Here is a 13,235-nt window from a genome sequence, read left to right as displayed (position 1 = left end):
CGGTCAGGCCGTCGAGGTTCGGGTTTTGGGCTAAGGGATTTTGATTTTCCGCGCCGGTGTGGCTGCGGCAGCCTGGGTCATCCTGTCAAGCAGGATGCCGAGGAAGACGATGGCAACGCCTGCGGCCAGGCCCTTGCCGAAGAGCGCGCTCTGGACGAAGCCGGCGACGACGTCGTATCCGAGGCCGCCTGCGCCTACGAGTGCGCCAACTACCACCATGGCCAGGACATAGATCAGGCCCTGGTTGGCGGCGAGGGCCAGGGTCTGCCTGGCCATTGGAAGCTGGACCTTGGTGATGACCTGCCACGGGGTGGAGCCGCTGGCAACGGCGGCTTCGACCACGGTGGGGGAGATCGCACCGATGCCGTCGGCCGTGATCTTGATGGCTACGGGGGCGGCGTAGATGATGCCGGCGATGATCGCCGTGAAGCGGGTGGCGCCGAAGAGTCCTAGGAACGGAACCAGGTAGACAAAGGCCGGCATGGTCTGCCCAGCGTCCAGCATCGGCCGCATGATCTGGTCCACCCGCCCGGACCTGCCCATGGCTACTCCGAAGATGATGCCCAGGACCATAACCACTGCTGTGGCCACCAGGGTTCCGGCAAGCGTGACCATGGAGTCGCTCCACAGGCCGAGGTAGATGATCACGCCCAGGCAGGCCGTGGTCAGGGCAGCGAGCTTCCACCCGCCAAGTGCGTAGGCCGCGATGGCTATGACGGCCACGAGGATGTAAAAGGGGGTCTCCGTGAGCAGTGACTGGAAGGGGTTAAGGATCCCCGTGGTGACGGCTTCCCGGAAGGACACTGTGAACAGCGAAAGGTTGGTCTGCATCCATTGACAGGCCGAGCCCACCGCCTGGACGATGGCCGGGCCGATGTTGAGGTCTTTCGGGAACGCCGCAGCCCACAGCATGGTCCGGGAGAACTGCACCATCGCCAGGGCCAGCACCAGGGCGATGCCCAGGAGGATGTACCTGGTTCTGGGGGAGACCCTTCGGTTCCGGGCCGCCCCCGGTTCCGCGCGGCGGCTGGCGGCGGTGGTCACCCGGTCCAGCACGATCGCGAGCAGGACAATGGAGAGCCCGGCGTTGACGGCCGTGCCGACATCCAGCGATTGCAGCGCCCGGACCACCACCTGGCCGAGCCCGGGAGCTGCGATCAGGGCGGCGATGGTGACCATGGACAGGGCAGCCATGGTGCTCTGGTTGATTCCCATGACGATGGTGCGGCGGGCCATGGGAAGCTGCAGGGTGACGAGCCGCTGCAGACCGGTTGTGCCCAGCGAGTCGGAGGCTTCGCGGGTGTTCTCGGGGATGCCGCGGATGCCGTGCGCCGTCAGGCGGATCACGGGCGGAGCCGCGTAGATCACCGTGGCGATGACGGCCGATGCCGGGCCGATCAGGAAGATCAGGGCAAGGGGGGCCAGGTACACGAATGTTGGCAGCGTCTGCATGAAGTCCAGCACCGGCGTGATCACTTTGGCGACGCGGCCGTAGATGCCGGCCAGGACACCGAGCGGGATACCGACCAGAAGGGTCAGCAGCACAGAGGTGAGGACCAGGGCGAAGGTGTACGTGGCCTCGAGGAACAGGCCCTGGAAGCCAAAGAACATAAAGGCGGCCACTGTCAACAGGGCGACCCGGGCGTTTCCGATCGCGAACGCGATCCACCCCAGCAGGCCCACCGTTCCGAGCCAGCCGACCTCCGGCAGGCGCAGGCCCGTGGAACTCGCCGCAAAGGTTGTGATAAACAGGTTGGCCACGGCGTCGACGCCGGCACGCAAGGGAGTGAAGACGTACAGGAAAACGGGGTTGTCCGCACGGTTTGCCGCCACCCAGGCGTTGAACTGGTTCAGGGACCGGTGCAGGTCCGTCAGCTCCGAGGCAGGCAGCGTCAGGGTGGAGGTTCCATGCAGGATAACGAATCCCAGGATCCAGACGGCGGCGGCGCCTGCCAACAGGATGGTGCGCAGGCTGGGCCGGCGGCGCGGCTCACGGACAGCGTCCGGCGCGGGCTGGACCGTGGCTCGATCACGGACGAGAGTGGACATTATGCCGCAGCTTCCGCGGGCTGCAGCACCGAAAGGATACTGTCGCGGTCGATTTGGCCGGTGATTCGGCCGGCATCCTCCACCAGCACAGGGCAGGAAGAGTGCATGACCGCCGCTATGGCATCCCGGATAATGATCCGGGAACTGAGGACCGGAGCGTCTCCCGGCGTGCCCGCGGCCACAGGCCGGGTGATCCATTTCAGGGTCAGGACATCCGCGCGTGGAACTTCGGACACAAAATCCTCAATGTATTTGTCCGCCGGGGACCCCACCAGCTCGTCCCCTGTGCCGCACTGGACCGTCTCGCCGTTGCGCATGATCAGGATGCGGTCTCCGAGCTTGAGCGCCTCGGAGAGATCGTGAGTCACGAACACCATGGTCTTGCCCATTTCCTTGTGCAGCCGGATGACTTCCGCCTGCATGTCGCGGCGGATGAGCGGATCCAATGCGGAGAAGGGTTCATCGAAGAGGATCGTGTCCGGATCCCCAGCCAGGGCACGGCCCAAGCCGACGCGCTGCTGCATTCCGCCGGATAGCTGGTCCGGGTAGTGCTGTTCGTAGCCTTTCAGGCCAACCAGCTCGATGATTTCCCGCGCCTTGGCGTAGCGTTCGTTCTTGGCCGCCCCGCGGATCTGAAGCCCGTAGGAGACGTTGTCCAGCACGGTGCGGTGGGGGAGCAGGCCGAAATGCTGGAACACCATGGACATCTTCCGCCGCCGCAATTCGCGCAGCTCGGCGACACTTGCCTGTAGGACGTCCTTCCCGTCCACCAGAACCTGTCCCGATGTGGGTTCTATCAACCGGGTCAGGCAGCGGATCAGGGTGGACTTGCCCGATCCGGAAAGCCCCATGACCACAAAGACCTCGCCCTTGGCGACGTCGAAGCTCAGGTCGCGGACAGCTGCCACGCAGCCGGTGCGTTCCAGCAGCTCCGCGGAGTTCAGGGCCGAGAGCCCTGGATTGGTGGGGACTTTATCGCCCCCGGGCCCGAAGACCTTCCATAAATTGTGCACTGAGATGTCGGGGCTGTTCATTGCTGTACTCCCTTTGGAGGTTCGAACCAGTGGCTGGGTTTGGGGTTGATGTTTTGCCGGATGTGCTTGGTCTTCCGGTACTCCGCGCGACCTTGGAGCCCTAGTTCGCGGCCGTTTCCGGACTTGCCGAAACCACCCCACTCTGCCGGGGGTACGTAAGGGTGGTAGTCGTTGATCCACACCGTGCCATGCCGGAGCGCCCCGGCCACGCGCTGCGCGCGCGACCCGTCCTGCGTCCAGACGGCAGCGGAAGACGTTGACCGGCGGGGTCGGGTCGGGACGGAGGGCGTTTCCGCGGGCCGGTACGGTGAGCGGGCACGCAGTGTGCTGATAAAACCGCCCTCCGCCTTAAGCGGGCTCAGCTCGTTCCACCGGTTGTGTAATCATCAACATAGGTCAGCATACGCAACACAGTGATGCACGCCACTCCCATTGTCAAGGATTCGGCCCGCACCAAATCGGACGCCGTGACAGCCCTGTCGCACCGCGTTTGCGGCACCTCTCTCGTATGCAGATTTTGCCGTCGCGCAATGCGCAACTGGGCGTTGCATCTTCAGGAAGCCTCGTCCTGATTGGCATAAGGAACAGGGGGCCTATAACGGGCCGCATGGTGAATGTCTCCACCCTGCGGACTTTGGAATCGCGCAGGATCTGGGCCCGATTCGGTCAAGGGAGACTAGGCCCGTCATCGTGGGGGGCTGGCTTCGTTGGCCCCCCGCTTGCCCCCACCGCCCGCGCGCTCGGAGTTGAGGGACCAGCGTCCGCTCGGGCGCCCGTTCGGGGAAGATAAGGCGGCGACCATGGCCGCGTTACATGGAATTAACGGGGCGGGGCGGATTTGTGACGCTACCGGCGAGTCCTATTACGCGGCAGTGACGTGGGCGCAAAGATCTCCGCCAAATGCAGGCCCTGGTCCCGAGAGAGCACCGTATCGCCTTCCACGACTCGATCCAGGAGGAGGTGGACGGCGTCAAGCGAGTTCGATCGCTGTCTGTGCTGACAGGCTGTCGAATTCAGGTTCAGCAGCCCAATCCGGCGGAAGCGGCTAACCGACCTGAACTGTGCACCGAGCGCTGGCTACCGGGGGGTGTAGCCCATTTTGGCACTTATCCGCAGCCCTGCCTGCTTCAGTGCTTCGAGAAGTCCGGGCGTCGTTTCGGGATCGAAGCGGAAGGCCGGACCGGAGATACTTATTGCACCAACCACAGTTCCCGTGTGGTTGTAGACCGGCGCCGCTGCAGCGTTCAATCCGATCTCGATTTCATCCCTCGTCACTGCGTATCCGTTGCGTGAGACGTCGAGAAGCTGGTTTTCCAGTTCGTCGCGGCTGGTGATCGTCCGCGGCGTCCTTGCAGGCAGCCCTGTTTCCTCTAAGATCCGGCCCCGTTCGTCGGCTGGAAGGGCTGCAAGTAGTACCTTCCCGCTGGAGGTGGCATGCAGCGGCGTCAGGCTGCCCACCCAGTCGTAGGTGGCAAGCATTGAAGGCCCCATGGCCTGGTCGACGTTGACGGCAAAGTTGGAACGGAGCACGGCAAGGTTCACCGTCTCCCTGTATTCCTCGGCCAGGCTTTCCAGTACCGGACGGGCTTCATAGACCAGGCTCAGCCTTCCGGGGATGGAGCTTGCGAGCCGCAGGATTCCGAAGCCCAGCTGGTACTTACCCCGTCCACTGTTCTGCTGGACCATGTCCCTGCTCGCGAGCGACGCCAGCAGCCGGAAGACCGTCGATTTGTGGAGGTTCACCTCCTCCGCTATTTCGCTCACGCCGGCATGGCCGTCCCTTGCCAGGATTTCCAAGACTGCAAGTGCGCGGTCAACGGACTGAACGCCCCCTTGCTGACCTCTGTCTGCTTCAACATCAGGTTCAGCATCATTGTTCGAAGGCATGCTGCACTCTCTCGAGTAGTTTCGTGGTCCGCAGCTTCATCGGCGCGGGATGCTTATCAGGCTAGGCAGGTGGACTCATATACCAGTTGTAATTCTATAAGATACCACTGCGCGTCTTTCTTCGTAAGCGTCCCAGCAGGGAGAAGTATCTCGAATCTGGAGTGTTGTCGTGCTGGGTTCGTCGACCGGCCATGATCGTTGCCAGTCCTTGGACAACTGAATATGTCAACGTGATTCAAGACCGGTGAGACGGCTTGAATCAGGACCACCCGCGACTCGCCGGTTGCTTGCAACGGGCCGGAGCGCAGCAAAGGTCCGTTTTACTCATGGTCCTTTAGGCTGAGCGCATGGACGAGTCCATCCCGGCGGTGAGCAGATTCAGTCCGCTGGCACGGTAGCGTTGCTGTTCGAAGGAACGGTCGCGGATCTTGCCGAGCCGGTTGAAGAACACCGCCCTGGCCAACGTGTGTTGCGGGCTTCGCCCCTGCAGGCTCCACGGCAGCTCGCAAATGGCCACGCCGACCGAATTCGAGGCGGTCCACTACGCGCCCCCGCAACTCGTTGACTGCGGCACGGAACCTACGCCGGTTCAGACAGACCCCGGTGAGAGTCGACGGGTACAACCAATTAACTTGTCAAGCTCTTGACGGGGGCGGATCGCACCCTTAGGGTTGTGATATATGAGTCGTATGTCACGTTTTACCGACCCCGACTCGAGGTTTTGATCTCGAGGAGTCAGCGCGAGGGTGGCGGAAAGCAAGGCCTTGCCGTAGCCATCTCGAAGAGCAGTGATACATGACGAACGCCGAAATCATCTCGCGAGTCCTGCGCGGCCATATCGGCTGGCATCGAGCGGCCTCGTCCACCGGTCGCTAAGGGCTGCGGCTGTCCGTGCGTCTATGAAACGGCACTCTGGTGCCGTCAGCGGTTGCGCTGAACCAAGAAGGGAACAAATCTCAATGACCCATCCGACCACGACGACGGCCTCCGTCGACACCTCCATATCAAAAGAGACCAGCTCCAAGTTCAAACGCCGCTTCATGGTGCGGCTTGTCGCTGTCTTCATCGGCGGAATGTTCCTCGACGGTTACATCCTCGGAATCATCGGCCCCGTCAGCGGACTCATGCGGTCAGATCTCCAGCTCGACGCACTATCTCTGGGAATGATCGCTGCAGGCCCGCTGGTTGGTATCTTCGTCGGCTCCCCGCTGGCTGGCTGGGCTACTGACAAGTTCGGACGCAAGCCTATGTTCCTCCTGGACATGGGCCTGTTCCTGATCGCCTCAGGGGCCCAGTTCTTCATAACCTCCGGAGACGGGGCCGTGATCCAGCTGGCCGCCATCCGGTTCTTAATGGGCGTCGCGATCGGCGGGGAGTACTCAATCGGTGGGCCATTGCTATCAGAGTTCTCCCCTCCAAAGCTCCGCGGGCGATTGCTCGGGCTGACTCTGATCGCCTGGTACGTCGGTTTCATGATGGCATTCATCATCGGCACGCTCCTGCACGACGCCGGCACGCCATGGCGCCTCGTAATCGGCACGAGCACGATACTCGCATTCGTCCTGTTCCTCGCCCGCTTGGGCCTCCCCGAATCGCCGAGCTGGCTCATTACGAAGGGACGGCACAAGGAAGCACTCGCGATAGCACGCCGATATGTCGAATCGCCCCAGATGCACGACAGCATCACCGGAGAGATGGATCTGAGGATGATCCAGGAGGCCCAAGCCGCGCAGAGTAGGACCAAAATCAAGGGCGCCTCCTTCGGAATGCTGTTCTCGAGGCAGTACTGGCGCACCACCCTCTTCACCTCAGGTTTTTGGTTCTGCGCGGTCACTCCGTACTTCGCGATCGCGACCTTCGCCGACGACGTGCTCAAGCAATTCGGCTTCGGCGGCTGGACCGGTGGAGTCGGCCTGTCCGCACTTGCGGCTGCGGGTGTTGTCACCACCGTACTTCTGATTGACAAGCTCGGCCGCCGAATCCTCACCGTGCCCGGGCAGTGGCTCTGCGCAGGCATCCTGCTGATCATCGGAGTCTGGGCGGACGCACCAGCGATCCTCGTGCTCGTACTGTTTCTCGCCTTCTCCTTCTTCAATGCCGGCTACACCACGATGACCCAGGTCTATCCGGCCGAGGTATTCCCCGGCCACCTACGCGGCATCGGTATGGGCTTCGCCGCGGCCTTCAGCCGCATCGGAGCCGCACTCGGCACCTTCGCCCTGCCATGGGCGATCAGCAACATCGGCTTGGGCCTAAGCATGGTCGTAGCCGCCGCCGTCGCATTACTCGGCGCAGTCCTCTCGCAACGGCTCGCGCCTGAGACGAAGGGGCGCACCCTCGCCGAGATCTCAGCAAACTTCTCCCACTGACACCGGGACCGCACGGTGACTTCGAGTCAGAGCTAAGGCCCTCGGGCGGATCATTGTCAGTTGGCAAATTCGCGCTTTGGGTGCCTCCTCGGAGGAAGGATCAGATACGTCAAGCAGGCACAGAAGTCGCGGGATGGTTGATTGCAAGATAATTCTCGAGCGCAGGCCTTTTATCGTCGTAATGGCTTTACTGCGGACGGCACGGAAGTCCTAGTCGAAGCTATACCCTCCTTCGTTGATATTCGCCTGCTCAGATCACCAACAAATTGGACGAGGTCGCCGCAAGTCCTCTGATGCTGTGGGGTTCACGATGGAAGCCGATCCCCGACTGCAGGCAAGCCCCAAACTTCCGTCAGGCGGGAATTGCGTTGGAGGGCTAAGCGTGTTGGGCAATGGTGTGGGCGAGTCGGTAGGAGTCTGTGCCGGTTTCGATGATGGTGCCATTGAAGGTGAGACGGTCTACGATCGCGGCGCAAAGGCGTGGGTCGGTGAAGGTTTTGGTCCAGCCGGAGAATGATTCGTTCGACGCGATGGCGATGGAGTTCTTTTCTTCCCGTTCGGTGAGGACTTGGAACAGCAGTTCGGCTCCGCCGCGGTCGAGTTCCATATAGCCCAGCTCGTCGATGCACAGCAGGTCGACGCGGCCGTAGCGGGCGATGGTCTTGGCCAGCATCTTGTCGTCCGCTGCTTCGACGAGTTCGTTCACCAGGCGAGTGGCGAGGGTGTATTTGACCCGGTAGCCCTTTTCCGCGGCGGCGGTGCCGAGGCCGATGAGCAGGTGTGATTTGCCGGTCCCTGAGTCTCCGATGAGGCACAGGGGTGCGCCTTTGCGGATCCAGTCACCGGACGCCAGGGTGTGGATGGTGGCGGGGTTGATGTTCTGGTTCGCGTCGAAATCGAAGTCGCCGAGCCATTTGTCCCGCGGGAAATTCGCGGTTTTGACGCGGCGGATCGAGGAGCGCCGGTCCCGGTCGTCGCTTTCGGCCAGCGGTAGCTCGGCCAGGAACCCCTGGTAGGAGAGTTGCTCTTTCCTGGCGACGCCTAGTGCTTCGTCCAGGACCGCCCGGACGGTGGGCAGGCGCAGCCGGCGGCAAGCCTGATCCACGGCTGCGACGGCGGCCTGTTCGGTCAGGCCGCGGCGTCGGCGCAGGGTCGGAGTGATCGTGGTGGCTGGCGCGGTGGGGCTCATGAGATGTTCTCCTTCGACGGTGTTCCGGCAGAATGCTCGGTGCGTTTGATCAGCAGCTCGTCATAAGCGCCGATCGATGGAAGCGGACGCGTATCGGGTGGGAGTCCCGCGATGACCGCTGCGGGGTCCATGAGCCGGCGTTGAGTCAGGCTGACAACCCGTTGCACATTTACTTCAGTAAAAGCGCCCGGACGACGGTCTGAATCGGACCAACCCCAGGCAGACGACGTTGCGTGTCTGCGGGCCTCGACCGCGACGACATCTGCACTGACAGCTCCCACGCCCAGCGCTGCGGCGATCCCTGCCTGGATGTCTCCGGCGTCCATGGACCGGTGAAGCAGCAGGACGTCGATGAGCTCCCGGGTCCCCTCGGCGTCGCCATTGACACGGCGGGAGGCAGCCCAAAAAGGCCTCGTGGGCACTGGTGAACGTCCCGGACTGCCGGGCCCGGGCCAGCGCGGTGGAACCGGGCAAGGCACCCGGTTTGGTTTTGGGGACCTCGAGGTAGTGGTCCAGCTGGACCGACTGCCCGGACCGGGCCGCCACGCGCGGATGCCGGGCCACCACAGCCCGACTGTCGAAAACCACGACCTCGGATGCCCGCAAGGAAACCCGGACTTTCTGGCCGATGAACCGCGCCGGAACGGAATACTTCACCATCCGCACGGTAATCAGCGAAGACCTGTCCACAGTCGGATGGAGCACCAGGCCAGGATCAAACTCCTCTGCTGGCAACGGCGCCGGGGACGGCTGTTTCTTGGCGATGTCCTGACCGATCGTGTGGATTCTGTCCATGATCCGCCGGTGCTCATCTTCGGCTTCCCACGCACGGATGCGGTCGTTGAGTTCTTTCAGCGACTCAGCGACCGGCATCGGGGAGAGCCGGTTCCGGCGGAACCAACCCACTTCACCCTCCACCCCACCCTTTTCGTGCGCCCCAGCAATGCCGGGCTGGTAGTAGAACGCATCAAAAGCCATAATGCGATTTGAACAGCACCCACCGGTCGTTCTCCTGCCGCTGCCGGCTCTGCCCAAACACCACAGCCGTCACGGCGCTGGTGAGATTGTCATAACGGATGTGCCTGACCGGCACGCCCCCGATCTCGTTGAACGCCTCGATATGGCCTTCCAAGAACGCTTCCTGAGCCTGCGTGGGATAGATCCGGTGAATGGCTTTGCCTGATTGGGAGAGCCGGAAGACGAACATGTGGCACTTCGTCTTCACACCATTGAGCACCACCCAGAGCTCATCGAAATCCACCTCGGCTTCAGCGCCGGGTCCGTGCTCCTGCGGCACGAACACTTCAACCCGGCGGGCGGCTTCCACATCGATCTGCGCGCGGCGGACCCGCACGTAGTCACGCACCGTCGAATACGAGAGCTCCTCCGCGCCGTGCTCCTCGATCAGCCGGGCCAGGACCCTGCGGGCGGTATGGCGCTGCTTTCTCTGCGCTGTGGTGTCCGCTGTCAGCATCGCGTCGATGGCTGGTTTGAACGGATCCAGCCTGGGTGATGACCTCACCGGTTTCCTCCGGGCTGGCGGGACATGATTCCGACAAGGCCTGTCGGACGGTGTCCCTGCCGACTTGGTACCGCTTTGCCAGCCCGCGGATCGACATGCCCTCCACGCGGGCGTCTCGGCGGATCTTGGCAAACAGCTCCATGCGCACCCTCATCCGGGACCTCCCGATGCTCGCTCTCAACAGATGAAAGCAACACTGGAGTGGTCCTGACTCAAACCGTCACAAGCAACCGGCAAGTCGCGGGTGGTCCTGATTCAAGCCGTCACACCGGTCCTGAATCAAACTGCCATAGTCAGACAACACTTGGCGCAAACGATAGGTGCCCTTCGCGGAGGGCAGGCAGTGGGCTCGTAAATTCGGTAACTGGCCCAAGCGCTGTGATGACTCGGCCCTTCGCGCAAGGAGTTGAACCGCATCTCGTCTGACGCAGCCATCGGATTCCAGGAGGACGGGATCCATCCATACCCGGGGGAAACGTGAACGTCACACCGCATCAGGGTCGCCACTGGCAGAATCGGTGTGATCGCCTAATGCCTGTGACGAGCACGCCGTCGGATAGGGAACGGGCTCGGCGAGCGGCTGAAGCCGCAGAACACCTCCGGCAGCCGGCCGGTCAGGCACTCGCCGTGCGTCACCGGTAGATCAAAGGAGGGTCCGGATCATCCAAGTGGACGTTGTCCGTCAATCGCCGTAAGCGGAACCAGTGAGGGTCTCAGCAACTGCTAGGTGGCAGGTTGTGTCAGGAAGGCCGGGGAATTGAACCGTCTGGGTATCAACGGCTGCCTCGGGCTGCTGGCCTGCCGAACGCATGCGAAGAAGCGCGACGGCGGAAATGAGGAACCACGCTATATTCGTCACCACGGAGGGCCATGCTTCGTGGAATGCGCCGTTGACAATGAAGGCACAAGCACCGAGGAGGTTTGCGGTCTGGAAGCGCTTGCCCGCCTTCACCCAGCCCATGGAGACAGCCAGATATGCACTTAGGATCGCAACCGCCCCTGCCCAGCCTGCGATTTCCCACAGCAGTTCCATGGTGTCCTTTCAGTAATGCGTTCCCGTGCTGCTAGCGGCCGTGCGGGGTGGTGGTGGATGTCTTGAGGAGTCTACTTGCGTTCGAGGCAGCTTTCGAATGGATCAAGCAGTTTTGGCTGATCCTTCGGCGCCGATATCGGATCCTTGTTCGCCGTGCCAGAGGGCATCTGATGCTACGGCAATGCTCTGAACTGGCCCAATGGTGTGTGTACATCGCACACACTTTGGGCTTCGGATCGAGTCGTAGTGGTGCCGGATTGGGTAGGATTCCTCAGGAACTGGCCATGACACAGCGCATGTCCCAAACGCTGCCAGACTTCGGCCGGGGGTTTGCTTCTATGGCCCGCCAGTATCACCTCGATGTAGAAGGCGAGAACTTCTACATCGACCTCCTCCCGGTGCACGTACCCACCAACAGATTTGTGGTCGTGGAGATTAAGGCAGGATAATGCAGGCCCGAACACTTGGGACAGCTCAAATTTTATGTCGCGGCCGTGAACAACCCAGTCAGGTTCCCGGGCACGGCCCCAACGGTGGGAATCCTTGTTTGCCGTTCAAAACACGAACCCACGGTGAGGTACGCACTGGACGGCTCATCCCAGCCTGTCGCCATCAGCTCGTACACATATGACTCCCTTATGCCGGAGGAGCGGGCCGCGCTACCATCCCCGGAGGCGATCACTGCGGCGCTCGAGCAAGGAACAGTGGCCGATTCCGGCGGGATGTAACCGCACGGGTGGCTGACCGGCGGTAGCAGGGGCGGAGGCCCGCGAATTCGTGGTTTTGGAAGACGAGGGGGATCTCTGGTGTTACCTGTGTTTGGCCCGAGGACACCTGCCACGACGAAGTCGTGATCGCCGGCCCTGGTGACGTTCTCGATCTGGCATTCCATGGATGCAACGGAACCAGTGACCAGCGGGGGAACCCCGGAATAGACACCGCCCTTGGGGTGATGTGCAAAACCGGGGAACGGTTACTCCTTATTAATACGGAGAGTGTCTGGTCCGCTCTTCCAGATGAGTACGTCCCGATTAAATGTCATGTCGATGGGACGCTTGAGAAATACAAGGAGCCACATGTGTTGTGCATGGAGGTCACCGTCGCATCCCACCGCACCCGTCGCGAGTTCTCCGACGGTCATGGTGGTCCCGGCTATGGTCACGGGACCACTGAAGGGTCCGCATTTGTCTTGGACGCTCAGTTGAAGGTCAACGCCCGCGGATTCCAACGGGCCGTGACCCGTAAGAGCGCCCCTTGTGAGGACTACCCAGACCAGGCGGCGCCCGGAAGATTCTCAGGCGTGGGAAATTTGAGGGCCTGGCTTACAAACAAAGAATGGCGGCTGTTCGACAGGTGCAAACGGAACGATCAGCCATTGCTTCCCGTAGAACTCCACATAGGAGTCGGAGGGGCAAAGTGCAAAGGCTTCATCCCGACCCATCCCGTCGTTCCTTTCCATAGTGTTCGTGCGCTTTCAGGTAAAGTCGGCGTCGAGTTCACGCATGAGCGCATCCCAAGCTTCCGGGTTGTTGGCCCGGGCTCGCACCAGCGCCGGCAATTGGGGGAGGATCGTCTGGGTGCGTGTACCGCTGAGGGCGAACGGGGGGATGATGACTCCGGAGCTGCGGCGCTTCACAGTTGACCTCCCCTGAAAGCGGGGGTGTCCACGCGTTGGTGGCGGGCGCTGTCGGGCGAATGACCGAAGCGGGCACCTACGCCGCGGAATCCACCGCCTGGCCCGAGCCCTTCGCGGGCGAGGTCGTGGAGCAACTGGTGGTAGCCAGAGAGGGCCAGAGGGGGCACCTGGTGGAGGGAAGCAATTGTCGCGCGGGGGCGGTCCACGCGGAACAGGACGAGGATCGCCATGTCTTCCTGCGCATCGCTCAATGTCCGGTAGGCGCCGATCGGGCAATCCGCTGTAAGCGCCTGTGCATAGAGGCTGAGGCGATCGACCGGCGTCGGATTTCCGGCTCGGTGCCAGATGTGGACGACATCCGTGCTATCCAACATGACCAATGACTCCTTGGCTGACGATCGAAGTGGTCGGGGACTCTTCCCCCTTCTGATACACTTAAATTTAGACCTTCAATGTTAGATGTCAATGGACATCTAAGATTAGATGTCAAAGTTTTCAATTATCATCTATACCGTT

Annotated in this window: 8 protein-coding genes and 4 pseudogenes; 2 read left to right on the top strand and 10 right to left on the bottom strand. The window is 62.1% G+C overall.

Annotation, left to right across the window (positions count from 1 at the left end):
* Positions 1 to 30: 30 nt before the first annotated feature.
* From B1A87_RS09205 to B1A87_RS09185, 5 genes and pseudogenes are all read right to left on the bottom strand, one after another.
* Positions 31 to 2,049, bottom strand: coding sequence for a proline/glycine betaine ABC transporter permease (locus B1A87_RS09205; protein WP_078028879.1), 2,019 nt, complete (start codon positions 2,047 to 2,049; stop codon positions 31 to 33).
* The gene (locus B1A87_RS09200) at positions 2,049 to 3,083 is read right to left on the bottom strand and encodes a glycine betaine/L-proline ABC transporter ATP-binding protein (RefSeq protein ID WP_078028880.1); all 1,035 of its coding nucleotides are present in this window, start codon (positions 3,081 to 3,083) and stop codon (positions 2,049 to 2,051) included. Before B1A87_RS09200 ends, B1A87_RS09205 begins: the two co-directional genes overlap by 1 nt.
* Positions 3,080 to 3,334 (bottom strand): annotated as a pseudogene (locus tag B1A87_RS09195) (aldehyde dehydrogenase family protein); the annotation flags it as partial. The pseudogene B1A87_RS09195 and the gene B1A87_RS09200, both read right to left, overlap by 4 nt.
* An 826-nt stretch (positions 3,335 to 4,160) precedes the next feature.
* Entirely contained in the window at positions 4,161 to 4,970 is an 810-nt protein-coding gene (locus B1A87_RS09190) for an IclR family transcriptional regulator (protein ID WP_078028882.1), read from the bottom strand.
* Between the two features lie 358 nt (positions 4,971 to 5,328).
* Positions 5,329 to 5,465: pseudogene (locus B1A87_RS09185) on the bottom strand (Tn3 family transposase); the annotation flags it as partial.
* 464 nt (positions 5,466 to 5,929) lie between these two features.
* Between B1A87_RS09185 and B1A87_RS09180 the strand changes: the two are divergent.
* The gene (locus B1A87_RS09180) at positions 5,930 to 7,339 is read left to right on the top strand and encodes an MFS transporter (RefSeq protein WP_078028883.1); all 1,410 of its coding nucleotides are present in this window, start codon (positions 5,930 to 5,932) and stop codon (positions 7,337 to 7,339) included.
* A 376-nt stretch (positions 7,340 to 7,715) separates the two neighbouring features.
* Here the strand turns inward: B1A87_RS09180 and istB are convergent, their stop codons facing one another.
* The 3 genes and pseudogenes from istB to B1A87_RS09165 all read right to left on the bottom strand — a co-directional run bounded on the left by istB (position 7,716) and on the right by B1A87_RS09165 (position 11,083).
* Positions 7,716 to 8,528, bottom strand: coding sequence for an IS21-like element helper ATPase IstB (istB, locus tag B1A87_RS09175; RefSeq protein WP_078028884.1), 813 nt, complete (start codon positions 8,526 to 8,528; stop codon positions 7,716 to 7,718).
* Positions 8,525 to 10,204 (bottom strand): annotated as a pseudogene (istA, locus tag B1A87_RS09170) (IS21 family transposase). The gene istB and the pseudogene istA overlap by 4 nt, the downstream one beginning before the upstream one ends.
* A 528-nt stretch (positions 10,205 to 10,732) precedes the next feature.
* Positions 10,733 to 11,083 carry a YgjV family protein gene (locus B1A87_RS09165; protein ID WP_078028885.1) on the bottom strand — a complete coding sequence of 117 codons (351 nt, stop codon included), beginning with the start codon at positions 11,081 to 11,083 and terminating at the stop codon, positions 10,733 to 10,735.
* 170 nt (positions 11,084 to 11,253) lie between these two features.
* Here B1A87_RS09165 and B1A87_RS09160 point away from each other — a divergent pair.
* Positions 11,254 to 11,811: pseudogene (locus tag B1A87_RS09160) on the top strand (PDDEXK nuclease domain-containing protein).
* A gap of 245 nt (positions 11,812 to 12,056) precedes the next feature.
* Here the strand turns inward: B1A87_RS09160 and B1A87_RS24955 are convergent.
* Together B1A87_RS24955 and B1A87_RS09145 are read right to left on the bottom strand one after the other, a co-directional pair.
* Positions 12,057 to 12,311, bottom strand: a complete 255-nt coding sequence (locus B1A87_RS24955; RefSeq protein WP_185982289.1) for an META domain-containing protein — start codon at positions 12,309 to 12,311, stop codon at positions 12,057 to 12,059.
* 404 nt (positions 12,312 to 12,715) lie between these two features.
* Positions 12,716 to 13,093 (bottom strand): hypothetical protein, encoded by a 378-nt coding sequence (locus B1A87_RS09145; protein WP_078028888.1) that lies wholly within the window; start codon positions 13,091 to 13,093, stop codon positions 12,716 to 12,718.
* Positions 13,094 to 13,235: the final 142 nt, after the last annotated feature.

It is taken from the genome of Arthrobacter sp. KBS0703, assembly GCF_002008315.2.
Classification (GTDB): domain Bacteria; phylum Actinomycetota; class Actinomycetes; order Actinomycetales; family Micrococcaceae; genus Arthrobacter.
This window is presented reverse-complemented; position numbering and strand designations above follow the sequence as displayed.

Excerpts from the sequence above, each read along its gene's own strand:
- B1A87_RS09165 (WP_078028885.1), bottom strand. The coding sequence starts at position 11,083 with ATGGAACTGCTGTGGGAAATCGCAGGCTGGGCAGGGGCGGTTGCGATC.
- istB (WP_078028884.1), bottom strand. The coding sequence starts at position 8,528 with ATGAGCCCCACCGCGCCAGCCACCACGATCACTCCGACCCTGCGCCGA.
- B1A87_RS09200 (WP_078028880.1), bottom strand. The coding sequence starts at position 3,083 with ATGAACAGCCCCGACATCTCAGTGCACAATTTATGGAAGGTCTTCGGG.
- B1A87_RS09145 (WP_078028888.1), bottom strand. The coding sequence starts at position 13,093 with ATGTTGGATAGCACGGATGTCGTCCACATCTGGCACCGAGCCGGAAAT.
- B1A87_RS09205 (WP_078028879.1), bottom strand. The coding sequence starts at position 2,049 with ATGTCCACTCTCGTCCGTGATCGAGCCACGGTCCAGCCCGCGCCGGAC.
- B1A87_RS09190 (WP_078028882.1), bottom strand. The coding sequence starts at position 4,970 with ATGCCTTCGAACAATGATGCTGAACCTGATGTTGAAGCAGACAGAGGT.
- B1A87_RS09180 (WP_078028883.1), top strand. The coding sequence starts at position 5,930 with ATGACCCATCCGACCACGACGACGGCCTCCGTCGACACCTCCATATCA.